The sequence below is a fragment of the Variovorax sp. P1_G12 genome (genome assembly GCF_056405555.1).
The window spans coordinates 73,214-95,206 of sequence record NZ_JBFUBW010000013.1 but is presented as its reverse complement, the minus strand read 5'-3'; the positions used below and the strand labels follow the sequence as shown (position 1 = coordinate 95,206).

Genomic DNA, 21,993 nt, shown 5'->3' with positions numbered 1-21,993 from the left:
CGGGCCATGAGCCTTTTCCAATCCGCGGGCCCAATCACCCGTCGCCTGATCGCTGCCTTCGCAGTGACCGCACTCGCTACCGGTTGCGCCACGAGCGCCGATGACCTCGTGCCGGACAAAAACATGGTGGGCGTCACCGTCTCGGCGGTGGGGCACTACGGAAAAAAGATCGGAGTGCCCAGCTTCTACCTGAACGGCCACTCGTACGGAAACAGTTCCGGATGGGGCGGCGGAGGTGGCACGTCTTGCTGCGTCCTTCTGCCGCGCAAGATCACCAAGCCCGTGCTGGTGAATGTGAAGTGGCAGACCTGTGACATAGGCGGTATGAAGTTCGTGAACGGCCGACTCGAAGATCTGAGTCAACAATGCAAAGAAGAAGAACACGAGGCCACGGTCCCCGTCCACTTCGAGGTCCAACCGGGGGAAGGAGGGGCCGGGCTTTTTGTCCATTTCCTCCCGGGCAACAGGGTCGAGCTTTGGTACGCAGACACATTGCCGTCGGGGCCGAGGTACCCCGGCCCGAAGTACCCATTTGGCCCAGCCCCTGACTATGCATCGCTTCCGAGCGAGGGGCCTCAGCCAACCACCAAGATCAAGTGATCGAGCAAGCGAGGGAGCACCACGACATGAGCGAGTTCAAACAAGGAGACATCGGGCCATGAGCCTTTTCCAATCCGCGGGCCAAATCGCCCGCCACCTGATCGCTGCCTTCGCAGTGGCCGCACTCGCTACCGGCTGCGCCACCAGCGCCGATGACCTCGTGCCGGACAAAGACATGATCGGCGCCCCCGTCTCGGCGGTGGGGCACTACGGAAAAAAAATCGGAGTGCCCAGCTTCTACCTGAACGGCCACTCGTACGGCCGCAGTTCCGGTTGGGGCGGCGGAGGTGCCACCTCTTGCTGCGTCCTACTGCCGCGCAAGATCACCAAGCCCGTTCTGGTGAATGTGAAGTGGCAGACCTGTGACATAGGCGGTATGAAGTTCGTGAACGGCCGACTCGAAGATCTGAGCCAACAATGTAAAGAAGAAGAACACGAGGCCACGGTCCCCGTCCACTTCGCGGTGGAGCCGGGCGACAGTTCCGGTCTGTATGTGCACTTCATGCCGGGCAATCATGTCGAACTCTGGGTGAGTTGGCTCTGGCCCAACAGCACAAAGTATCCCGGCCCCAAATACCCTTTTGGCCCCGCCCCTGACTATGCACCGCTTCCGAGCGAGGGGCCTCAGCCAACCACCAAGATCAAGTAGTCGAGCAAGCCAGGGAGCAACACAACGTGAGTGATTTCAAGACAGTTCTTCAGCCTGCCGACGTGAAGCGCACGCAGCCCTTGGCCCATGCGCAGGCGTGCAAGTGCCAGAGCAATCTCAATATAGGGATCTTCTTCGATGGCACGGACAACAATAAAGAAACAGATGTCAGTGCTAATAACAACACCAATGCTGTAAGGCTCTGGCAAGCCTACAAGGATCGAAACGATGATGGCTTTTTCGCTCACTACGTTTCAGGAGTCGGAACGCCCTTCCGCGAGATTGACAAGACCGTAGCCGAAGTTTTGGGCGGGCCCGCGGGTGCTGGCGGTGAGGCTCGCATCCTCTATGGACTGCTGCAGATCATCAATTCGGTTCACGGCTTTATCAACGGAAAGCAGCGGCGCTTGGGATTGAAGCAACTCGCCGCCCTCTGCTCCTCAACCCGCGTCCCCGATGCCAGTCAGGATCCCGCCAATCGCCAGTACCGGCTGACCGCGGAGCAAAAGATTCTCGATGACCTCGGCCTGGACCGGGGACTGGTTGGGAACGCCCGCGGGTTGCGCGAATTTCTCTCCAAGGTGCGCAACGAACTGAGCCAGCAGGTCACGGCGCGCGCGACGCGCCCGCAGATCGGGGCGATCTACATCGACGTGTTCGGCTTCAGCCGCGGCGCGGCRCAGGCCCGCGTGTTCGTCAACTGGCTGCACGAGCACCTGCTGATCGGCGGCAATCTGTTCGGCGTGCCGAGCTATGTGCGCATGCTCGGCCTGTTCGATACCGTCGCCTCGGTGGGYCTGACCAATGCCATCGGCAACACCGGGCACAACGGGTGGGCGCAGGCGAAGGACCTGCTCATCCACCCCGAGGTGAAGAACTGCCTGCACTACGTGGCGCTGCAAGAGTTTCGTACCAACTTCCCGGCCGACAGTGTGGCCATCGCCGAGGGCACCATCCTGCCGGAGCACTGCCACGAGCACCATTGCCCCGGCGCGCACAGCGACGTCGGCGGCGGCTATGCGGCCGGTGAGCAGGGCAAGGGCTTCTACTTGGTGGCCATCGACCCGCGTTACCCGCCACCCCAAGGTGGAGTGAAGGCAATCAAGGACGAAGGGTTGAAACTGTCGATCCTGCCGCTCAATGAGATGTACGAGGCGGCCGTCAAGACCTGCACAACGCATCAGGACATGCCTTGGATTGCGTTGCGCTCGGAGGATGGTGTCGCCGCAAAACTCCCCCACCGCTTCGGGCTGGAGCGACTCGATGCGGTTCGAAAAGCCGTGGATGACTACTTTCGAAACTCTGGCGTCTCCACCACCCCCGTGCCCAACACGAACGTGGCGCTGCGGGAGCACGGCCTTCGCTATCTCGCATGGCGCTACCAGGTCACCAACAACAAGCGCTTCGATGACCTGCAAAGCGCGCAATGGTGCAGTTCGACCGACCCGGACCCGTCCGGCCACGACAATTACCGGGCCGGGGAAGCGATCTTCAGGAAGCAGATCATGCTGCTGGGCGATCCGCCATCGCCGCGTGGGCGTGACTGGATGGGTGACCGAGAGGCTTATCAGGGCTTCAACCCGAACGCGCGCGACATCTTCGCCCAGATGAAGAGGACGGGCTCCAGCCGCGGTCTGGAACAGTTCTTCGATGCCTGGGTGCACGACTCCTACGCGGGCTTCATCGGCAAGTTTCACAAAGGCGTTCCGACGTGGGCCAGCATCACCGCGGACATGGCGCATATCGTGGCCGAGGGGCAGCGCTACGTGCGATGGCGTCAACTGTATGCGGGGAGCGAGGTGGGATTGAACGCCCAGTCAGACAGCGATGACGGGAGGGAGCTCGCATGACGGACGACGACGAAACGTTCATCCCGGAAGCTGTGTGGAAGGGCCTGCTCCTGGAAGTCCTGGCCCGCATGAAGCGGGAAGCGCCCCATCAGGACGATCCGCTCATTCAAATGGGCTGGCCTGACGAAGACAAGGACGAGACCAGCAAGGTGGTCCTCAATCTCAAGGATTTCAAGCACGTCGGGCGCCCAGTGGTCACGGTGTCGGGACATGGGATCTTCGTCGCCGACGAGGGCGGGATGACGGTGTACCTCTACGACGGCAGTCACTTTCACCATGGCCTCGATGGGACGGTGGCAACGAAAGGTGGGCACGTGGAGCGCATCGAAGTACACGACCTCAGGCAGGTGACCCGCTACGAGATCACCCATGTGTACCAGACGGCCTCTCATGCATTGCAATTCGCCGGTGGCGGAAACTTTTCATTCCTGATGGACCGCAATGGCAAGGTCCTCGAGACGCTCGCGCGACGGATGTGCCTCCGCACCGACAAGGAGACGGGCGTGATTCGCCTGTTCGGTGAGTCCTTTTCAGAAGGCTTCGAAGAAGATGCGTGACGCACTCGGACGCGGAGTGATTCGGCTCGGTGATCCAACGGATCACGGCGGGAAGGTCACGACGGCGTTCCGCGAACTGGGGGTGCTCGGCATAGCGGTCGCGGGAGAACGCTGCCTGGCCTGGTGCCCGCGATGTCAGGGCGAGTTCCGCCTGATTCCGCCGGCGGGCCGCCGCCACCATGGGCGGTCGATCGCCTACGACGGCGATCTCACCGAGTGCGGCGCCCGCCTGATCTCGACCCTGAAGGGCTCTTGAGACGGCTCAGGCCGACATTCGCTTTGCCAGGCCGCTGGTGTTGCCCCCGGTAGGGGGTGGGTGCCCGGACACGAAGTGCCGGGCAACCTGGGGGCGAGCAACAATACCCCATGCACCTGTCCGACCTGCTTCAGCAATACGGCTACTACGCGGTCTTCATCTTGGGGATGTTCGAGGGCGAGACGATCCTGATGCTGGGCGCCTTCGCAGTGCACCAGGGCTATCTCTCGTTCTGGCCGCTGATCGCCTGCGGTGCGGCGGCCGCCTTCCTGACCGACCAGTTCTATTTCCACCTGAGCCGCCGCAAGGGCGCCGAACTGCTTGCGACACGAGCCAAGCTGCGGGGCCACATCGAGCGGGTCAACGGCTTCGTCGGCCGGCATCCGGTGGCAACGATCTTCCTGATGCGATTCGCCTGGGGCCTGCGCATCGCGCTGCCGGCCACGCTGGGCATGGGTCCGATGCGCGCGGCGGTCTATGCGGCACTGGACGCGATCGCGGCCGTGCTGTGGGCGACCGTGGTCAGCCTGTTCGGCCTCAAGCTCACGGCCTGGGTGCATGCGTCGATCGGCCACCTGCGGCCCTACGAGCACCTGCTGATCGCCGGCGCCCTGGCGGTCACGCTGGCCGTGGGGCTCTTGAGCCAATGGCGCTCGCGGCGCTGAAAGCGCCGCGCGGGAGGACCTCTACTCCCGTTCTTCGAGCGCCCGGTTGACCCGCAGCGCGGCGAGCGTACAGACCGCGCCCGACAGCAGGTAGACGCTGACGTAGCCCAGCCCGAAGTTGGCCGACAGGCCCAGCGCCACCAGCGGCGCGAAGGCGGCACCGATCAGCCAGGCCAGGTCGGAGGTCAGCGCGGCGCCGGTGTAGCGGTACTTCGGCTCGAAATTGGCCGTCACCGCGCCGGCCGCCTGGCCGTAGGAAAGTCCCAGGATCACGAAGCCCACCAGGATGAAGACGTCCTGCCCGAGCTTGCCGCCGTCCAGCAGCGTCGGCGCAAAGCCGCTGAAGACCGCGATCAGGACCGCCAGGCTGCCAAGCGTGCGGCGCCGTCCCATGCGGTCGGCGATCACGCCGGAAGCCACGATGCCGGCGGCGCCGAGCACCGCGCCGATCATCTGGATGACCAGGAATTCGGTCACCGACTGGGTCGAGTAGAGGGTGATCCAGGACAGCGGGAACACCGTGATCAGGTGGAACAGCGCATAGCTCGCCAGCGCCGCGAAGGCGCCGATGAGCAGGTTGTAGCCCTGCGAGCGCGTCATCTCGACGACGTCGGTCGGCTCCAGCTCACGCTGCTCGAGGAGCCGGTCGTACTCGTTGGTGGCCACCAAACGGAGCCGGGCGAACAGCGCCACGACATTGATCGCAAACGCCACGTAAAAGGTGTAACGCCATCCCCAGTCGAGGAAATCCTCGCTCGACAGGCTCGAATAGAGGTACGCGAACAGCGCGCTGGCAACAAAAAAGCCCACCGGCGCCCCCAATTGGCCCAGCATGGCGTACCAGCCGCGACGGTTTTCGGGGGCATTGAGCGCCAGCAGCGAGGGCAGGCCGTCCCAGGAGCCGCCGAGCGCAATGCCCTGGCCGACGCGCAGGATCGACAGCACCACGATGGAGGCGAAGCCCATGCTCGCGTAGCCCGGCAGGAAGGCGATGCCGGCCGTGGAGACACCGAGCAGGAACAGCGCCGCGGTCAGCTTGGCCTCGCGGCCGAAGCGGCGCTGGATCGCCATCGAGGCCACGGTGCCGAAGGGCCGCGCGATGAACGCGAAGGAAAAGATCACGAAGGCGTAGAGCGTGCCCTCGAGGCGGTTCTCCATCGGGAAGAACACCGACGGGAACACCAGCACCGAGGCGATGCCGTAGACGAAGAAGTCGAAATACTCGGAGGCGCGGCCGATGATCACGCCGACCGCGATCTCGCCCGGGGCGATCGGCGAATGGTCCGACGCGGCTTCGGAGCTGTCGTGCTGGGTGCCGTGCAGCGCGGAGGCGTCGCGCGAAGGACTGATGCTGGACGTCGTCATTTCTGCTTTGGGGTCGTATTCAACTGGATACTCCGAGCGTCTCACCGAATCGAGATTGCCGCCATAGGACAAAACGTCCAATATCCCGCAGTCGCCAAACGAAGTAGATTGTGGTCCCTTTTGCGCACCAAACGCTCATTCTCCGGCATGCCTCCCCTCAAGAACTTTCGCGGACTGCTCCTGCTCCCGCTCGCCCTGCTGGCGGGCTGCGACATGGTGCTGTTGAACGCATCCGGCGACATCGCCCGCCAGCAAGGCCAGCTGATCATCGTCTCCACGGTCCTGATGCTGCTGATCATCGTGCCGGTGATCGGGCTCACCATCTATTTCGCCTGGCGCTATCGGCAGTCGAACAAGGAGGTGAACTACTCGCCCGACTGGGACCATTCGACCGAACTCGAACTGGCCATCTGGGGCGCCCCGCTGCTGATCATCATCGCCCTCGGCGCGATCACCTGGATCAGCACCCACACGCTCGATCCCTACCGTCCGCTGCGCCGCATCGAGGTGGGTCGTCCGGTCCCGGCCGAGGTCAAGCCGCTGACGGTCGAAGTGGTTGCGCTCGACTGGAAATGGCTCTTCATCTACCCCGAGCAGGGCATCGCCACGGTGAACGAGCTGGCGGCGCCGGTCGACCGTCCGATCGTCTTCAAGATCACCGCTTCCTCGGTGATGAACTCCTTCTACATCCCGGCGCTGGCCGGCCAGATCTACGCCATGCCGGGCATGGAGACCAAGCTCAATGCGGTCATCAACAAGCCGGGTGACTTCGAGGGCTTCTCGGCCAACTACAGCGGCGCCGGCTTCTCCGGCATGCGCTTCCGCTTCCACGGCGTGAGCGAGCCCGACTTCGAGGCCTGGGTCCAGAAGGCCAAGGCCGCCGGCGGCGAGCTGAGCCGCGACGCCTACCTGGCGCTCGAGCGCCCGAGCGAGCGCGATCCCGTGCGCCGCTTCGCCACCGTCGCGCCCGACCTCTACAACGCCATCGTCAACCGCTGCGTCGATCGCAACAAGATGTGCATGGACCAGATGATGGCCATCGATGCGGACGGCGGACTCGGCAAAGTCGGCGCCTACAACGTCTCGCCGCGACCCTGGCAGCCCGAGGCCAGCATTCCGCCCCGCACCTACGTCGCGGCCATGTGCAGCGTCAACGATCCCACCGGACTTTCGCTTCCGCTTTCCACCGCTCGCATCCGCGAAGAATAACGATGCTCGACCATCCTGATCTGACGAAGCTCATCTTCGGCCGCCTCTCCTGGGAGGCCATTCCCCTTCACGAACCGATCCTGCTGGCGACCTTCATCGCGGTCGTCCTCGGCGGCCTGGCCCTCGTTGGCGCGATCACCTATTTCCGCGTCTGGGGCACCCTCTGGCGCGACTGGATCACCAGCATCGATCACAAGAAGATTGGCGTCATGTACATCATCCTCGGGTTGGTGATGCTGCTGCGCGGCTTCTCCGACGCGATCATGATGCGGGCCCAGCAGGCCTTCGCCTTCGGCGACAACGCCGGTTTCCTGCCGCCGCACCACTACGACCAGATCTTCACGGCCCACGGCGTGATCATGATCTTCTTCGTCGCGATGCCGCTGGTCACGGGCCTCATGAACTTCGTCGTGCCGCTGCAGATCGGCGCCCGCGACGTGGCCTTCCCCTTCCTCAACAACTTCAGCTTCTGGATGACCACCTTCGGCGCCGGGCTGGTGATGGCCTCGCTGTTCGTGGGCGAGTTCGCGCGCACCGGCTGGCTCGCCTACCCGCCGCTGTCGGGGATCGAGTTCAGTCCCGACGTGGGGGTCGACTACTACATATGGTCCTTGCAGATCGCGGGGGTCGGCACCTTGTTGTCGGGCATCAACCTGATCGCCACCATCGTGAAGATGCGCGCCCCGGGCATGACGCTGATGAAGATGCCGGTGTTCACCTGGACCGCGCTGTGCACCAACATCCTGATCGTCGCCGCCTTCCCGGTGCTGACCGCCGTGCTGGCCCTGCTGTCGCTCGACCGCTACGTCGGCAGCAACTTCTTCACGAACGACTTCGGCGGCAACGCCATGATGTACGTGAACCTGATCTGGATCTGGGGCCACCCCGAGGTCTACATCCTGGTGCTGCCGGTGTTCGGCGTGTTCTCCGAAGTCGTCGCCACCTTCAGCGGCAAGCGCCTGTTCGGCTACGCCTCGATGGTCTATGCCACGCTGGTGATCACGATCCTGTCGTACCTGGTCTGGCTGCACCACTTCTTCACCATGGGGTCGGGCGCCAGCGTCAACTCGTTCTTCGGCATCACGACGATGATCATCTCGATCCCGACGGGCGCGAAGATCTTCAACTGGCTGTTCACGATGTACAAGGGCCGCATCCGCTTCGAGCTGCCCATGATGTGGACGATCGCCTTCATGATCACCTTCGTGATCGGCGGCATGACCGGCGTGCTGCTGGCCGTGCCCCCGGCCGACTTCGTGCTGCACAACAGCCTGTTCCTGATCGCGCACTTCCACAACGTGATCATCGGCGGCGTGCTGTTCGGCCTCATGGCCGGCATCACCTACTGGTATCCGAAGGCTTTCGGCTACAAGCTCGAACCGTTCTGGGGCAAGTGCTCGTTCTGGTTCTGGGTGATCGGCTTCTACTTCGCCTTCATGCCGCTGTACGTGCTGGGCCTGATGGGCGTGACCCGCCGCGTGAGCCACTTCGAGGATCCGTCCTACCAGATCTGGTTCCAGATCGCCGCCTTCGGCGCGGTGCTGATCGCGCTGGGCATCGGCTCGTTCCTGATCCAGCTGGTGGTGAGCTACGTGCGCCGCGATTCGCTGCGCGACGAGACCGGCGATCCGTGGGACGGCCGCACCCTCGAGTGGTCGACCTCCTCGCCGCCGCCGGCCTACAACTTCGCCTTCACGCCGCGGGTGTACGACAACGACGCCTGGACCTACATGAAGAAGCACGGCTATGTGCGCCCGCTCGAGGGCTTCATCCCGATCCACATGCCGAAGAACACCGGCGCCGGCTTCATCATCGCGGCCCTGGCCGCGGCCTGCGGCTTCACGCTGATCTGGCAGATGTGGCTGCTGGCCGGCGTGTCCTTCGTCGCCATGCTGCTCGCCGTGATCGTCCATACCTTCAACTACAAGCGCGACTACCACATCCCCACGGAGGAAGTCGTCCGCACCGAAGGCGCCCGTACCCGCCTGCTTGCCGGCCATGTCTGATACCACCGTCCTTTCCCCCCATGGCGCGCTGAGCGCCAGCCAGCAGCCGCGCTTCCACGTGCAGGGCGAGCATCACCCCGAGAACGGCACCCTGCTCGGGTTCTGGCTCTACCTGATGAGCGACTGCCTGGTGTTCGCCTGCCTGTTCGCGATGTACGCGGTGCTGGGCCGCAGCTACGCCGCCGGCCCTTCGGGCGCCGACCTGTTCGATCTCAGGCTGGTCGCGCTCAATACCGCCTTCCTGCTGCTGTCCTCGATCACCTACGGCTTCGCGATGATCGAGATGCAGCGCAAGCGCATGCGCGCCACGCTGGTCTGGCTGGCCATCACGGGCCTGTTCGGCGCCGGCTTCATCGCGATCGAGCTCTATGAATTCGCGCACCTGATCCACGAAGGCGCGGTGCCGCAGCGCAGCGCCTTCCTGTCGTCCTTCTTCGCGCTGGTCGGCACCCACGGCCTGCACGTCACCTTCGGCCTGGTCTGGCTGGTGGTCCTGATGGTGCAACTGGCGAAACACGGCTTCATCGCCGACAACCGCCGCCGGCTGATGTGCCTGTCGATGTTCTGGCACTTCCTGGACGTGGTCTGGATCGGCGTCTTCACCTTCGTGTACCTGATGGGAGTGTTGCCATGAGCACGCACAACGAACACGCCGGTCACGGCGGCCACGACGCCCACGACGCCCACGACGACCACGCCCACGACGACGGTGCGCCCCACGCCACCTTCAAGGGCTACATGACGGGTTTCATCCTGTCGCTGATCCTGACCGCGATCCCCTTCTGGCTCGTGATGGGCAACGTGTTCGACAAGAGCAGCACCACGGCCTTCGTGGTCCTCGCCTTCGCCGCGGTGCAGATCGTGGTCCACATGGTGTATTTCCTGCACATGAATGCCAGGTCCGAGCACGGCTGGACCATGCTGGCCCTGATCTTCACGGTGGTCATTGTCGTGATCACGCTGAGCGGCTCGCTGTGGGTGATGTACCACCTCAATCACAACATGATGCCCGGGTTGATGCCCGAGACGCACAAGATGCCGTGACCCGGGCAGCAGGCGCGGCGCTTCGGTGAGACGGCTTCTTCCGCGGCTTGCGCTGGCCCTGGGCGCGCTGCTGGCCTTCGCGGCCTTCTTCGCGCTCGGCACCTGGCAACTCGAGCGCCGGGCCTGGAAGCTGGACCTGATCGAGCGCATCGACCAGCGGGTCCACGCCCCCGCGACCGACGCGCCAGGGCCCGCGCAATGGTCGCGGATCAACCGGGCCGACGACGAATACCGGCGCGTGCGCGCCAGCGGCACTTTCCTCCATGACCGCGAGACCCTGGTCCAGGCCACCACCGAACTCGGCAGCGGCTATTGGGTGCTGACGCCGCTGCGCCTGTCCGGCGGCCAGGTGCTGCTTGTCAACCGCGGCTTCGTGTCGCCGCCGCAGCAGAAGGAACGCCTGGCGCGACGCGCCGACGAACCCGCAGGCGAAGTCGCCGTCACCGGCCTGCTGCGCATGACCGAGCCTCGCGGCGCCCTGCTGCGAACCAACGACCCGGCCGCCGATCGCTGGTACTCGCGCGACGTTCAGGCGATCGCGGCGGCGCGCGGCCAGGGCCAGGCGGCGCCCTACTTCATCGATGCGGACGCCGCCGCGCCGGGCAGCCCTCGCGGCGGGCCGGTCGGCGGCCTGACCGTGATCGCCTTCCCCAACAACCATCTGGTCTACGCCCTCACCTGGTACGCGCTGGCGCTGATGATCGCCGGCGCGGCCTGGTTCGTCGTCCGCGAGCGGCGCCGGCCGCAGAATGCCGGCGAGGAGGACCACGATGGCCCGCGAGACTGACACCGGCGACGCCACCGGCCTGGACAACATGCAGCAGCTGATCCAGCTGCGCTGGCTGGCCGTGGTCGGCCAGGTGGCCACCATCGCGGTGGTGCACTACGGCTTCGGCATCCGCCTGCCGCTCGACCAGATGCTGGCGGTGCTGGCCTTCCTGGCCGCCTTCAACGCCGCCAGCCAACTGCGCTGGCGCATCCACCGCGACGTCAGCAACGGCGAACTGTTCGTCGCGCTGCTGGTCGACGTCGCGATGCTGACCGCGCAGCTCTACCTGAGCGGCGGCGCCGCCAACCCCTTCGTCTTCCTCTACCTGCTGCAGGTGATCCTGGGCGCGGTGCTGCTGGAGGCCTGGTCGACCTGGACCATCGTCGGCATCACCAGCGTCTGCTTCGCCGGCCTCGCGATCTTCAGCGGCCCCCTTGAGCTGCCGATCGACCACGGCAACGGCCTGCTGAGCCCGTACATCCTGGGCATGCTGATCTGCTTCGGGCTCAACGCGGCGCTGCTGGTGATCTTCATCAGCCGCATCAGCCGCAACCTGCGGGCGCGCGATGCGCGTCTCGCGGCCCTGCGCGAACGCGCCGCCGAGGAGGAACACATCGTGCGCATGGGCCTGCTGGCCTCGGGCGCCGCGCACGACCTGGGCACGCCGCTGGCGACGCTGTCGGTGATCCTCGGCGACTGGCGGCGCATGCCCGCCTTCACCGCCAATCCGGAACTGCTGCAGGAGATCGGCGAGATGCAGGCCCAGCTGCAGCGCTGCAAGACCATCCTGAGCGGCATCCTGCTGTCGGCCGGCGAGGCGCGCGGCGAATCCTCGCTCGAGACCACCGTCAGCACCTTCCTCGACGACCTCGCCGAAGAGTGGCGCAGCACCCGCCCGGTGCTGGCCTTCGAGTATGAGAACCGCTTCGGCCACGACCTGCCGATGGTTTCCGATTCGGCCCTGAAGCAGACCATCTGCAACGTGCTGGACAATGCGCTCCAGGCCTCGCCCGATTGGGTGCGGCTCGAGGCGATCCACGACGACGACACCCTGCGGCTCACGGTCACCGATGCCGGCCCCGGCTTCGCACCCGGGATGCTGGCCGATTTCGGCAAGCCCTACCTGTCGACCAAGGGGCGTCCGGAAGGTGGCCTCGGCCTGTTCCTGGTCGTCAACGTGATACGCACGCTGGGCGGCAAGGTCAGCGCCCGCAACCGGCCCGAAGGCGGCGCCGAGGTCACGCTCACCCTGCCGCTGGCGGCAATCATTCTCGAAGAGGAAGAGGACGAAGGAGATGGAAGCTGAACGCCTGCTGCTGATCGTCGAGGACGACGCGGCCTTCGCGCGCACGCTCGGCCGCTCGTTCGAACGCCGCGGCTATGCGGTGCTGCTGGCCGCCAACCGCGACGAGGTCGCCGTGCTGCTGCAGACCCATTCGCCGCGCTATGCGGTGGTCGACCTCAAGCTCAGCGGCGAGGCCTCGGGACTGGCTTGCGTCCAGACCCTGAACCGGCACGATCCGGCCATGCTGATCGTGGTCCTGACCGGCTTCGCGAGCATCGCCACCGCAGTGGAGGCCATCAAGCTGGGCGCCTGCCACTACCTGGCCAAGCCCTCCAACACCGACGACATCGAGGCCGCGTTCGGCCGCGCCGAAGGCGATACCGACGTCGAACTGACCAACCGCTCGACGTCGATCAAGACGCTCGAATGGGAGCGCATCCACGAAACCCTGGCGGAAACCGGCTTCAACATTTCCGAGACCGCGAGACGGCTCGGCATGCACCGCCGCACGCTGGCGCGAAAGCTGGTGAAGCAGCGCGTCAAATAGAGAGGCGCAAAGGCGCCCGGCCCCGCCGACTTGTGCCTTGCTTCTGTGGATAACACTGTGCGAAGTGCGTGGAGGCCGTTGCACCGGCCCAGGCCCCATGCGGGTTCCCACTGCATTGCCTGCAAAACGGGCAGCCCGGCGACCCGGGCATAACTCGCCGACTCAGCCCTTGATGAAGGCCAGCAGATCGGCGTTGAATTCGTCGGCCTGCGTGGTCGCCAGGCCGTGCGAGCCGCCCGGATAGATCTTCAGGGTCGCGCCTTTCACCAGCTTCGCCGACAGCAGGCCGGAGGCGCCGATCGGCACGATCTGGTCGTCGTCGCCATGCGCGATCCAGGTCGGCACGTCGAACTTCTTCAGGTCCTCGGTGAAGTCGGTCTCCGAAAACTGCTTGATGCAGTCCAGCAGGCCCTTGTGGCCGCCCAGCATGCCTTGCAGCCAGAACGCGTCGCGCACGCCCTCGGACACCTTGGCGCCCGGCCGGTTGTAGCCGTAGAAGGGCGTCGTGAGGTCCTTGAAGAACTGCGAGCGGTCGGCCGTGACGCCGGCGCGGATGCCGTCGAAGACCTCGATCGGCAGGCCGCCGGGGTTGGCTTCGGTCTTCAGCATGAGCGGCGGCACGGCGCCCAGCAGCACCGCCTTGCCGACCCGTGCGGTGCCATGGCGGCCGATGTAGCGCGTGACCTCGCCGCCGCCCGTGGAATGGCCCACCATCACGGCGTCCTGGATGTCCAGCGTGTTCATCAACTCGGCCAGGTCGTCGGCGTAGGTGTCCATGTGGTTGCCGTCCCAGGGCTGGCTGGAGCGGCCATGGCCACGCCGGTCGTGCGCGATCACCCGGAAACCGCGTTCGCCGAGGAACACCATCTGCGCGTCCCAGGCGTCCGCGGTCAGCGGCCAGCCGTGCGAGAAGACCACCGGGCGTCCCCTGCCCCAGTCCTTGTAGTAGATCTGCGTGCCGTCCCGGGTGGTGATGATGCTCATGCGCTTCGCTCCTGAGGTGAGAGGCCGCGGATCGGCGGCGGTCGCCGCAGCGGGATTCGCTGCGAAGGGTAGTCCATCCACCCGCGCAAGGAAAGCAAGGGGCGCGCCTTGAATGAACCCTGCAGCCTGGCCCCGTTATTGCACACTCCCGACGGCCCGCCCCGCGGCCTACATCCAAGGAGTTCCCTCATGTTCTATGGTCTGACCCCCCTGGGTATCGTCCACACGGCCATCAGTCTCGTGGCGGTGGCCGCCGGACTCATCGCCCTCTTCCACTACCGGGAAATCTCGCCCGCCACCCGCGCAGGCCGTGCCTATGTGATCGCCACCGTGCTCACCTGCCTGACCGGCTTCGGCATCTTCCAGCACGGCGGATTCGGCAAGCCCCATGTGCTGGGCGTCGCGACGCTGGTGGTGCTGGGGGTGGCGATGCTCGCGGGCCGATCGGGCTTCGGCCGGCTGTCGGCCTACGTGGCGGTGGTCGCCTACTCGCTGACCTTCTTCTTCCACATGATTCCGGGCGTCACCGAGACCGCGACTCGCCTGCCCCTGGACGCGCCCTGGGTGACCGATCGCGACAACTCCGACGCACTGAAAGGCACGATCGGCGCCCTGTTCGTCGTCTTCCTGGCCGGAGCGACGCTGCAGGTGCTCCGCCTGCGCGCCCGCCGCGCCAGCGCCTCAGACCCTAGAGCCCTGCAACGTACTTGAACCCGGCGACCAGCGCGACCGCCAGCACGATCAGAAACCCCAGACGGCCCCATCGCACACGCGGGTGAGCCGACGGACCGTGCAGATCCGAGCGGTGCAGGCCGGAAAACGAGGTCGAATCAGGCTTGTCGCGCGCCCAGTCATGGAAGTTATCTTTGTCGGTGTTCATGTAATACATTTTAACTAACATTACATGAATCACCACAAGCTCCGTGTGCAGGAATCCGCAGCACCGGCGACCCGTGGCGCGACAAAAGCGAAGCAACACGACACAAGATTTCGCGCCGGCATTACGCCCGCTTCACACGCGGCACGCAGCATGAAGGCTCCTTCAAGCCACGAGAGAGAGCCCCCATGAACAAGATCAAAGTCGCCGCTGGTATCGCCGCCTTGCTGTCCCTGACCCTGCTCGCCGCTGCGGCCCAGGCCCAGCCGTATGACGACCGCGTCATGGTGATTCCGGCGCCGCCGCCCCCGCCGCGCGGCTATGTCGTGGTGCCGCGTCCCGCGCAGCCCTCCTACGGCTGGTACGCCCAGGGCGGTGAACGGCACGAACATCGTCGCGGCTGGGGAGACCGCGACCACGACGGCGTGCCGAACCGGTATGACCGGGATCGCGATGGCGATGGCGTGCCGAACCGCTATGACCGCCGCCCCGACAATCCCTACCGCTATTGAGCGCCCGGCAGCTCATGTGGACGCCGTCCAGAATCTCTGCTAAGTTTGTGGATACCGTACACAAACGAGGAGATGCGCATGCTGCTCGAAAACCGGAGCGCAGTGATCTACGGCGCGGGGGGCGCGATCGGCGGTGCCGTCGCACGCGCCTTCGCGCGTGAAGGTGCCAGGGTGTTCCTGGCCGGGCGCACGCAAGCACGACTCGATGCCGTGGCCGCCGACATCCGCGCGTCCGGCGGCCATGCCGAAACCGCCCAGCTCGACGCGCTCGATGCAGCAGCCGTCGAACGCCATGCCGATGGCGTGGCGCAGCGGGCCGGCGGCATCGGCATCGCGCTGAATGCGGTCGGCGTCGCGCACGTCCAGGGCACGCCCCTGGCCGAGCTTTCCCTCGCCGACTTCGAATACCCGGTCACCACCTACGTGCGGACCCACTTCATCACCGCGAAGGCCATCGCCCGGCACATGGCCGCGAAGGGCTCGGGCGTGATCCTCACGCTGTCCACGCCGGGGGCGCGGCTGCCCGGCCCGGGCTACCTGGGCAACTGCGTCGCCAGCGCCGCGGTCGAGGCCATGTCCCGTCATCTCGCGGGCGAGCTCGGCGCCCAGGGCATCCGCGTGGTGTGCATCCGGCCGCATGCGATTCCCGAGGCCATTGCCATGGGCTCTCACACGCTGGATGTGTTTCGCCCCATGGCCGAACGCGCCGGACTGACGGTCGAGGAAATGCTCGCAGCTGCCGCCGGCGGCACCTTGCTGAAGCGCCTGCCGACACTCGACCAGCTCGCGAACACCGCGGTCTTCCTGGCCTCCGAACACGCCGGCGCCATCACCGGCACGGTCGTCAACCTGAGCTGCGGCTTCCTCGTGGACTGATCAGACGGGATGGCCCTGACGGTGCTCTGCCTCGTCTGATTCCTTCGGTAACGTAGGCCTCGTCCTACAGAAAAGCCGCGCCCGAACGCTCACCATCGAGGCATGAAAAATCCGATCAAACTCGTCATCGACGAGCCGGCGCCCGGGTCTTTTCTCTGGACGCTGCTCGAGTGCGACGCCGGTGGCATCCCCTGCAAGGTGTTGCGCGCCGCCGAGTACAGCGCCGACACCTACGAGGCCGCGCTGGCGGCCGGCACGCGCATGATGGACGCCGAGATTCGCAAGAACCTGGCGCCGCGGCCGGCCGACGTTTCCTGACCCTAGGCCAGGTGCGTCTTGAGCGGCACGGCCGGGTCGGCCGCGACCGCCGGGTCGGGGCTGCGACCCGCTTCCAGCAGCTTGCGGCTCATCATGTGGTCCACCGGCGCGTTGACTGATTCGACGCAGCGCAGCGCGCCGTCCACGTAGTGCAGCAGCGAAAACGATGCCGGATTGGCGCCGGGGCGCCGGACCGTGCGATGGCCCGCCGTGCCGGGAGCGGGCACCAGGCCCGCCATCTGCAGCCGCATCCCGCCCTGATCCGACCAGAACCATGGCACTGCATCGTGCGGCCTCGGCGCACCGGTCAGGGTCGCCACCGCGGTGCGGGCCTGGTCGTTGGCGTTCTGCACCGACTCCAGCCTGAGCGCCTGCCCGGCGCGCCGGTCCGGAAAGCGCGTGCAGTCGCCGACCGCGAGCACGGCGCCATCGCTGGTCTGCATGTAGGCGTCGACCACGATGCCGTCGGCACACTCCAGGCCGGCAGCCTCGGCCAGCGCGGTCTCCGGCACGGCGCCGATGCCGAGCAGCAGCAGGTCGATGGCCTGCGGCTCGCCGTCGACCTCGATTGCCGCCAGGCGCGGCCCGTCGACCTGCATCACCCCGCTCTGCACGCCGACGCGCACGTCCATGCCCGCGGCACGATGGGTCGCCAGCACATGCGCCGACAGCTCCGGCGACACCGCGCGGCTCAGCAGTCGCGGCGCGCTCTCCAGCACCAGCACCCGCTTGCCGAGCGCCAGCGCGGTGGCGGCCACCTCGAGCCCGATGAAGCCGCCGCCGAGCACCGTCACGTGCTGCGCCGCCGTGAGCTGCGTACGCAGTTGGGCAGCCTCATCGGCCGCGCGCAGCAGGGCCACGTTGGACAGCCCGGCCAGCGCCGACAGCCGGCGCGCGCGGGTGCCGGTCGCCAGCACCAGCCGCTCCCAGCCGAGCACCGCGCCCGAACGCAGCGTGACCGTGCGCGCGGCGCGGTCGATCGCCAGCGCGGCGTCGCCCAGGTGCATCGTGATGCCGGCCTCGGCATACCAGGCCTCGGCCCGATGGAGTTGCGGCTGCTCGTCGGGACTCTTCAGGAAGGACTTGGACAGCGGCGGCCGGTGGTACGGAATGGCCGCCTCCTCGCAGACCAGGTGGACGCGCGCGCCCTGTCCCGCTTCGGCGAGGCCGGCGCACAGCTGGGCAGCGGCGTGGCCGCCGCCGATGATGACGATGTTCGAATGCATGGACTTCCTGAGGTCGATCCGCACAATGGCGCGGTCGTGCCGGCAACTGTAGCCTTAGGATGCGAGGCGGGACTCCAACCCACGGAGACAAGATGAAGATACGCATCATCGGCGGCGGCCCCGCGGGGCTGTTCTACGCCTACCTCATGAAGCGCGACGACCCGTCGCACGACGTCCGGGTCTGCGAGCGCGACGCCGAGAGCGCCACCTACGGCTGGGGCGTGGTGTTCTCCGACGTGGCGCTGGCCTTCGTGCGCGAACTCGCGCCCGAGCTCTACGGGTCGATGACCGAAAACCAGGAAGTGTTCGACGAGATGGCGGTGGTGCATCGGGGCGTGCAGGTCAGGCTGGCGCACAACACCTTCCATCGCATGGCACGCATCGACCTGCTCCGCGCGCTGCATGTCCATTGCCGCCAGGTGGGCGTCGAGATCGAGTTCGAGCGGCGCGTCGACGACCTCGCGGGCTTCGCCGATGCCGACCTGATCGTGGCGGCGGATGGCGCCAACAGCGCGATCCGCACGCGCTTGGCCGAGCACTTCGGCCCGACCCTGGACGAACGGCCGAACCTGCTCGCCTGGTACGGCACCACCCGGCTCTTCGACCCGCTGTCGCTGATCTTCCGGCAGAACCCCGACGGGCTGGCGATCGCCCACACCTACCGCTACAGCCGCACGCACAGCACCTTCCTGGTCGAGGTCGATCCGCAGACCTTCCGCAAGGCGGGCCTGGACCGCATGGACGAGACGCACAGCCTCGCGTGGTGCGAGAAGGTGTTCGCCGACGACCTGCAGGGCCACAAGCTGCTGTCCAACAAGTCCAACTGGTTCCGCTACACGATCGTCAAGAACCGCCGCTGGCACTGGAAGAACGTCGTGCTGATCGGCGATGCGCTGCGCACCGGGCACCCCTCGGTCGGCTCGGGCACCCGGCTCGCGATGCAGGATTCGATCGCACTCTTCGATGCCTTCAAGACCTGCGGGCCGGACGTGCCGACGATGCTCGATGCGTTCGTTCGAATCCGCCAACCCGGCTCCGACGCGTTGCAGAAGGCGGCCATCAAGAGCACCGAGTGGTATGAGAACCTCGGCCCCAAGCTGTCGCTCGACCCGATCTCCTTTGCCTACGACTACGTCACGCGCAGCGGCCGGGTCGACCATGCGGACGTGCGGCAGCGCGACCCCGAACTCGCGGCTGCCTACGAAAAGCTGCATCCGGAACGCGGCTTCTGAACCGGAGGAACCCACCATGCTCGAAGGCTGCATCCCCTGGCCCGCCGAGGCCGCCCGCGAATACCGCAGGCTCGGCCTGTGGGAAGACCTCACGGTCGCCGAAATGGTCGAACGCAGCATGCGCGCGGCGCCCGACAAGGTGGCGCTGGTCTTCGGCGACCGGCGCATCAGCTATGAGGAGCTGGTCCGTGATTCGCGGCGCCTCGCGGTGGCCCTGCTCGATCTCGGACTGAAGCCGCGCGAGCGCGTCGTGGTGCAGTTGCCGAATGTGCCGGAATTCGTGATCGCCTACCTCGCACTCAACTGGATGGGCGCGATTCCGGTGATGGCGCTGCGTGCGCATCGGCATGCCGAGGTCCGTCACTTCATCCGGGCCTCGGGCGCGAGCGCCTACCTGCTGCCCGACCTGATCGGGAGCTTCGACTACCGCCCGATGGCGGCCGAGCTGGCCGCCGAGTTCTCGTCGCTGCGCCACCTGATCGTCGCCGGCGAACCCGCACCGGGACAGCGCGCGCTGGACCCCTTGATCGCGGGCGACGCGGTCACCGACCACGCATCGATCGCCCGGCTCGCGGCCGTGCGGCCTTCGCCCGACGAGGTCTCGACCATGCTGCTGTCCGGCGGCACCACCTCCGTGTCGAAGCTGATCCCGCGCACCCACAACGACTACGTGCTCAACGCCCGCCTCTGCGCGCAGGCCGCGGGCTTCGACCGCGACACCGTCTTCATGGCCATCCTGCCGCTGGGCCACAACTACAACCTGGCCTCGCCGGGGCTGCTCGGCACCTTCTTCGCCGGCGGCACGGTGGTGATCGCCACCGGCACCGACACCGAAACGCTGTTTGCCGGCGTCGAGCGCGAGCAGGTGTCGGTGATCGCCGGCGTGGTGCCGCTGATCGCCGGCTGGCTCGACAGCGAAGTGCCCAAGCGCTTCGACCTGTCGTCGCTCAAGGTGATCCAGAACGGCGGCGCGCGGCTCGCGCCCGAGCTGCGCATGCGCGTGGCCGCGCAGTTCGGCTGCACCCCGCAGGAGATCTACGGCACCGCCGAAGGCCTGATCAACATGACCCGGCTCGACGATCCGCAGGCGCTGCTGCTCGAGAGCTCCGGCGCGCCGGTCAGCGAGCACGACGAGATCAAGGTGCTCGACGACGACGACCGCGAGCTGCCCGACGGCGAGGCCGGCGAGCTGGTGACGCGCGGCCCCTACACCATCCGCGGCTACTACAACGCGCCCGAGAAGAACGCCGAGGCCTTCACGGCCGACGGCTTCTACCGCATGGGCGACATCGTGCGCAAGCGCGGCCGCCACGTGTTCACCGAGGGCCGGCGCAAGGACCTGATCAACCGCGGCGGCGAGAAGATCAGCTGCGACGAGATCGAGAACCTGATCTTCGGCCTGCCGCAGGTCAAGGGCGTCGCGCTGATCGGCCTGCCCGATCCGGTGTTCGGCGAACGGGCCTGCGCCTGCGTCATCCTGCAGCCGGGCACGACGCTCGGCTTCGACGAACTGATCGCCTACCTGCGCCGGCAGAAGATCGCCTCCTTCAAGCTGCCCGAGCGGCTGGAGATCATGGCGGAGTTCCCGGTCAGCCCGGTGGGCAAGATCCTCAAGCGCGAACTGCGAGAAAAGGTATTGGGATGATCGAGCTCTATCACTGTGTCAGCGCAAGATCGTTCCGACCGCTCTGGACGCTCGAAGAGCTCGGCGCGCCGTACCAGCTGCGGATGCTGCCCTTCCCGCCGCGGGCGCTCCAGCGCAGCTACCTCGATCTCAATCCGCTGGGCACGGTGCCGCTGCTGCTCGACGGCGACACCCGCATGACCGAGTCGTCGGCGATGTGCCAGTACCTGGCCCAGCGCTGCGACCCGGACAATCGGCGCGGGCTGGCGGTGCTCCCGAGCGAGCCCGGCTTCGGCGCCTGGCTCAACTGGCTGCATCACGGCGAGGCGACGCTGACCTTCCCGCAGACCATCGTGCTGCGCTACGGCCACTTCGAGCCCGACGCGCGCAAGCTGCCGCAGGCGGCCGACGACTACGCCAAGTGGTTCATCGCCCGCCTGCGCGGCGTCGACGCGGTGCTGGCCCAGCATGAGTTCCTCGCCGCCGACCGCTTCACGGTCGCCGACATCTCGGTCGGCTACGCGCTGATGCTGGCCAACGAGCTCGAGCTGGTGCCGCGCTTTCCGAATGCGGTGGCGGCCTACTGGGAACGGCTGCAGCAACGTGAAGGCTTCCGCCGCGCGCTCGCGGCGCAGCATGACGCGGCCCTGGCGCAGGGCGTCTCGCCATTGCCCTCGACCCGCCCGGCATGAACTTCCATCACCCGCTGTTCGAGAGCCTGGCGCTGCCGCTCCTGCTTTCTTTCGCGGTGACCGGCCTGCTGCACGCCGGCCTGGGTGCGGTGCACGGCCGACGCTGGGCCGCCGCCGGCGTGGCGCCGGCGATCATCGTCGGCTCGGCCTGGGTGCTCGGATGGCAGTTGTCGCCCGGCACCCTGACGGAGGAACTGCCCTGGATCTACGCAGCCGCCGCCCTGCTCGGCATGGGCCTGGAGGGGATGCGGGCCGTGATGCGGACCACCTGGCTCGCGAGCTGCGTCCTGTGGGCATTGGTGCTGGCCGGGCTCAGCGACCAGCCACTGGCACTGCAGGCCGCCACCTGGGCCGTCGGCGCGGCGGTGACCGGCGCCGTGCTGAGCTCACCGCCCGAGCACGCCGCCGCGCCCGCCAGTCTCGTGGTGGCCAGCCTGGGGCTGGCCGCGGTGGCTTTCATCTCCGGATCCGTGCTGCTGTTCGAGCTCGGGCTGTCGATCGCGGCCGCCATCGCCGGCTGCGCGCTGTGGCTCTGGCCCGCGGCCCGCATCGGCTTCGGCGCCTGCGCGACGGTGGTGTCGGCGATCGCCTGGCTGACGCTGGCGCAGGGCGTGGCCCTGCTGACGCCGGTGCGGCCCGAGGTGCTGCTGCTGCTGGCCGGCGCCCTGCTGTCCGGGCCGATGGTGCGATGGGCACGACCCGGACTTCGGCGCCCTGCGATCGACGTGCTGATCGTCGTGGCGGTGGCGACGCTCTGGGTCGCGGCCGCCGTCGCGCTGGCGCTCCACCGCGACGGCCAGGCCCCGCGGGACGGGCGCGACGACCCCTACTACACGCCTCGCTGGTAGGC

At 66.8% G+C, this 21,993-nt stretch carries 25 protein-coding genes; 21 read left to right on the top strand and 4 right to left on the bottom strand.

What is annotated here, in order from left to right:
• Nucleotides 1-6 precede the first annotated feature (6 nt).
• The 6 genes from AC1D2O_RS16865 (at nt 7) to AC1D2O_RS16840 (ending at nt 4,577) form a co-directional block, all read left to right on the top strand.
• Complete coding sequence (locus AC1D2O_RS16865; protein ID WP_478157539.1) at nt 7-600, top strand: DUF3304 domain-containing protein; 594 nt, start codon at nt 7-9, stop codon at nt 598-600.
• A 58-nt stretch (nt 601-658) separates the two neighbouring features.
• Nucleotides 659-1,249 carry a DUF3304 domain-containing protein gene (locus AC1D2O_RS16860; RefSeq protein WP_478157537.1) on the top strand — a complete coding sequence of 197 codons (591 nt, stop codon included), beginning with the start codon at nt 659-661 and terminating at the stop codon, nt 1,247-1,249.
• 26 nt (nt 1,250-1,275) lie between these two features.
• The gene (locus tag AC1D2O_RS16855) at nt 1,276-3,099 is read left to right on the top strand and encodes a T6SS phospholipase effector Tle1-like catalytic domain-containing protein (protein ID WP_478157535.1); all 1,824 of its coding nucleotides are present in this window, start codon (nt 1,276-1,278) and stop codon (nt 3,097-3,099) included.
• Nucleotides 3,096-3,656, top strand: coding sequence for a hypothetical protein (locus tag AC1D2O_RS16850; RefSeq protein WP_478157533.1), 561 nt, complete (start codon nt 3,096-3,098; stop codon nt 3,654-3,656). The genes AC1D2O_RS16855 and AC1D2O_RS16850 overlap by 4 nt, the downstream gene beginning before the upstream one ends.
• Complete coding sequence (locus AC1D2O_RS16845) at nt 3,649-3,912, top strand: PAAR domain-containing protein (RefSeq protein ID WP_478090594.1); 264 nt, start codon at nt 3,649-3,651, stop codon at nt 3,910-3,912. The genes AC1D2O_RS16850 and AC1D2O_RS16845 overlap by 8 nt, the downstream gene beginning before the upstream one ends.
• Before the next feature lie 110 nt (nt 3,913-4,022).
• Nucleotides 4,023-4,577 carry a DedA family protein gene (locus AC1D2O_RS16840; RefSeq protein ID WP_478090593.1) on the top strand — a complete coding sequence of 185 codons (555 nt, stop codon included), beginning with the start codon at nt 4,023-4,025 and terminating at the stop codon, nt 4,575-4,577.
• A gap of 21 nt (nt 4,578-4,598) precedes the next feature.
• On the opposite strand, the gene AC1D2O_RS16835 is transcribed toward AC1D2O_RS16840, so the two are convergent.
• On the bottom strand, nt 4,599-5,942 hold the full coding sequence (locus AC1D2O_RS16835) for an MFS transporter (protein WP_478090592.1): 1,344 nt from the start codon (nt 5,940-5,942) through the stop codon (nt 4,599-4,601).
• Nucleotides 5,943-6,089: 147 nt separating this feature from the next.
• Here AC1D2O_RS16835 and cyoA point away from each other — a divergent pair, with 147 nt between their 5' ends.
• From cyoA to AC1D2O_RS16800, 7 genes are read left to right on the top strand one after another with little or no spacing between them, the layout of a single operon-like run.
• Nucleotides 6,090-7,151 (top strand): ubiquinol oxidase subunit II, encoded by a 1,062-nt coding sequence (gene cyoA, locus AC1D2O_RS16830; RefSeq protein WP_478157531.1) that lies wholly within the window; start codon nt 6,090-6,092, stop codon nt 7,149-7,151.
• Nucleotides 7,152-7,153: 2 nt separating this feature from the next.
• Nucleotides 7,154-9,157 carry a cytochrome o ubiquinol oxidase subunit I gene (gene cyoB, locus AC1D2O_RS16825; RefSeq protein ID WP_478157529.1) on the top strand — a complete coding sequence of 668 codons (2,004 nt, stop codon included), beginning with the start codon at nt 7,154-7,156 and terminating at the stop codon, nt 9,155-9,157.
• Nucleotides 9,150-9,791: a cytochrome o ubiquinol oxidase subunit III gene (gene cyoC / locus AC1D2O_RS16820; protein ID WP_478090589.1), complete on the top strand. Its 642-nt coding sequence runs from the start codon at nt 9,150-9,152 to the stop codon at nt 9,789-9,791. Before cyoB ends, cyoC begins: the two co-directional genes overlap by 8 nt.
• Nucleotides 9,788-10,201: a cytochrome o ubiquinol oxidase subunit IV gene (gene cyoD / locus AC1D2O_RS16815; protein WP_478157528.1), complete on the top strand. Its 414-nt coding sequence runs from the start codon at nt 9,788-9,790 to the stop codon at nt 10,199-10,201. Before cyoC ends, cyoD begins: the two co-directional genes overlap by 4 nt.
• 25 nt (nt 10,202-10,226) lie before the next feature.
• Nucleotides 10,227-10,988: an SURF1 family protein gene (locus AC1D2O_RS16810; RefSeq protein WP_478090587.1), complete on the top strand. Its 762-nt coding sequence runs from the start codon at nt 10,227-10,229 to the stop codon at nt 10,986-10,988.
• Nucleotides 10,972-12,276, top strand: coding sequence for an ATP-binding protein (locus AC1D2O_RS16805; protein ID WP_478090586.1), 1,305 nt, complete (start codon nt 10,972-10,974; stop codon nt 12,274-12,276). Before AC1D2O_RS16810 ends, AC1D2O_RS16805 begins: the two co-directional genes overlap by 17 nt.
• Nucleotides 12,266-12,802, top strand: coding sequence for a response regulator transcription factor (locus tag AC1D2O_RS16800; protein ID WP_442281881.1), 537 nt, complete (start codon nt 12,266-12,268; stop codon nt 12,800-12,802). Before AC1D2O_RS16805 ends, AC1D2O_RS16800 begins: the two co-directional genes overlap by 11 nt.
• Nucleotides 12,803-12,964: 162 nt before the next feature.
• Here the strand turns inward: AC1D2O_RS16800 and AC1D2O_RS16795 are convergent, their stop codons facing one another.
• On the bottom strand, nt 12,965-13,786 hold the full coding sequence (locus tag AC1D2O_RS16795; RefSeq protein WP_478157526.1) for an alpha/beta fold hydrolase: 822 nt from the start codon (nt 13,784-13,786) through the stop codon (nt 12,965-12,967).
• A gap of 189 nt (nt 13,787-13,975) precedes the next feature.
• Here AC1D2O_RS16795 and AC1D2O_RS16790 point away from each other — a divergent pair, with 189 nt between their 5' ends.
• A complete protein-coding gene (locus AC1D2O_RS16790) occupies nt 13,976-14,497 on the top strand; it encodes a hypothetical protein (protein WP_478157525.1) in 522 nt (173 codons plus the stop codon).
• Here the strand turns inward: AC1D2O_RS16790 and AC1D2O_RS16785 are convergent.
• Nucleotides 14,475-14,666 (bottom strand): hypothetical protein, encoded by a 192-nt coding sequence (locus AC1D2O_RS16785; RefSeq protein ID WP_478093751.1) that lies wholly within the window; start codon nt 14,664-14,666, stop codon nt 14,475-14,477. The genes AC1D2O_RS16790 and AC1D2O_RS16785 overlap by 23 nt on opposite strands.
• A gap of 185 nt (nt 14,667-14,851) precedes the next feature.
• Between AC1D2O_RS16785 and AC1D2O_RS16780 the strand changes: the two genes are divergently transcribed.
• The 3 genes from AC1D2O_RS16780 to AC1D2O_RS16770 all read left to right on the top strand — a co-directional run bounded on the left by AC1D2O_RS16780 (nt 14,852) and on the right by AC1D2O_RS16770 (nt 16,369).
• Nucleotides 14,852-15,175, top strand: coding sequence for a hypothetical protein (locus tag AC1D2O_RS16780; RefSeq protein WP_478093749.1), 324 nt, complete (start codon nt 14,852-14,854; stop codon nt 15,173-15,175).
• A gap of 78 nt (nt 15,176-15,253) precedes the next feature.
• Complete coding sequence (locus AC1D2O_RS16775) at nt 15,254-16,051, top strand: SDR family NAD(P)-dependent oxidoreductase (RefSeq protein ID WP_478093748.1); 798 nt, start codon at nt 15,254-15,256, stop codon at nt 16,049-16,051.
• Nucleotides 16,052-16,153: 102 nt separating this feature from the next.
• Complete coding sequence (locus tag AC1D2O_RS16770; RefSeq protein ID WP_478093746.1) at nt 16,154-16,369, top strand: hypothetical protein; 216 nt, start codon at nt 16,154-16,156, stop codon at nt 16,367-16,369.
• A 2-nt stretch (nt 16,370-16,371) separates the two neighbouring features.
• Here the strand turns inward: AC1D2O_RS16770 and AC1D2O_RS16765 are convergent, their stop codons facing one another.
• Nucleotides 16,372-17,595: an NAD(P)/FAD-dependent oxidoreductase gene (locus tag AC1D2O_RS16765; RefSeq protein ID WP_478093745.1), complete on the bottom strand. Its 1,224-nt coding sequence runs from the start codon at nt 17,593-17,595 to the stop codon at nt 16,372-16,374.
• A 92-nt stretch (nt 17,596-17,687) separates the two neighbouring features.
• Between AC1D2O_RS16765 and AC1D2O_RS16760 the strand changes: the two genes are divergently transcribed.
• Genes AC1D2O_RS16760 through AC1D2O_RS16745 form a run of 4 tightly spaced genes read left to right on the top strand, consistent with a single transcriptional unit; the run spans nt 17,688 to nt 21,991 of the window.
• Entirely contained in the window at nt 17,688-18,827 is a 1,140-nt protein-coding gene (locus AC1D2O_RS16760; RefSeq protein ID WP_478157523.1) for an FAD-dependent monooxygenase, read from the top strand.
• 16 nt (nt 18,828-18,843) lie between these two features.
• Nucleotides 18,844-20,472: a (2,3-dihydroxybenzoyl)adenylate synthase gene (locus AC1D2O_RS16755; RefSeq protein ID WP_478089160.1), complete on the top strand. Its 1,629-nt coding sequence runs from the start codon at nt 18,844-18,846 to the stop codon at nt 20,470-20,472.
• Nucleotides 20,469-21,143 carry a glutathione S-transferase family protein gene (locus AC1D2O_RS16750; RefSeq protein WP_478089159.1) on the top strand — a complete coding sequence of 225 codons (675 nt, stop codon included), beginning with the start codon at nt 20,469-20,471 and terminating at the stop codon, nt 21,141-21,143. Before AC1D2O_RS16755 ends, AC1D2O_RS16750 begins: the two co-directional genes overlap by 4 nt.
• The gene (locus AC1D2O_RS16745) at nt 21,140-21,991 is read left to right on the top strand and encodes a hypothetical protein (RefSeq protein ID WP_478089158.1); all 852 of its coding nucleotides are present in this window, start codon (nt 21,140-21,142) and stop codon (nt 21,989-21,991) included. Before AC1D2O_RS16750 ends, AC1D2O_RS16745 begins: the two co-directional genes overlap by 4 nt.
• Nucleotides 21,992-21,993: the final 2 nt, after the last annotated feature.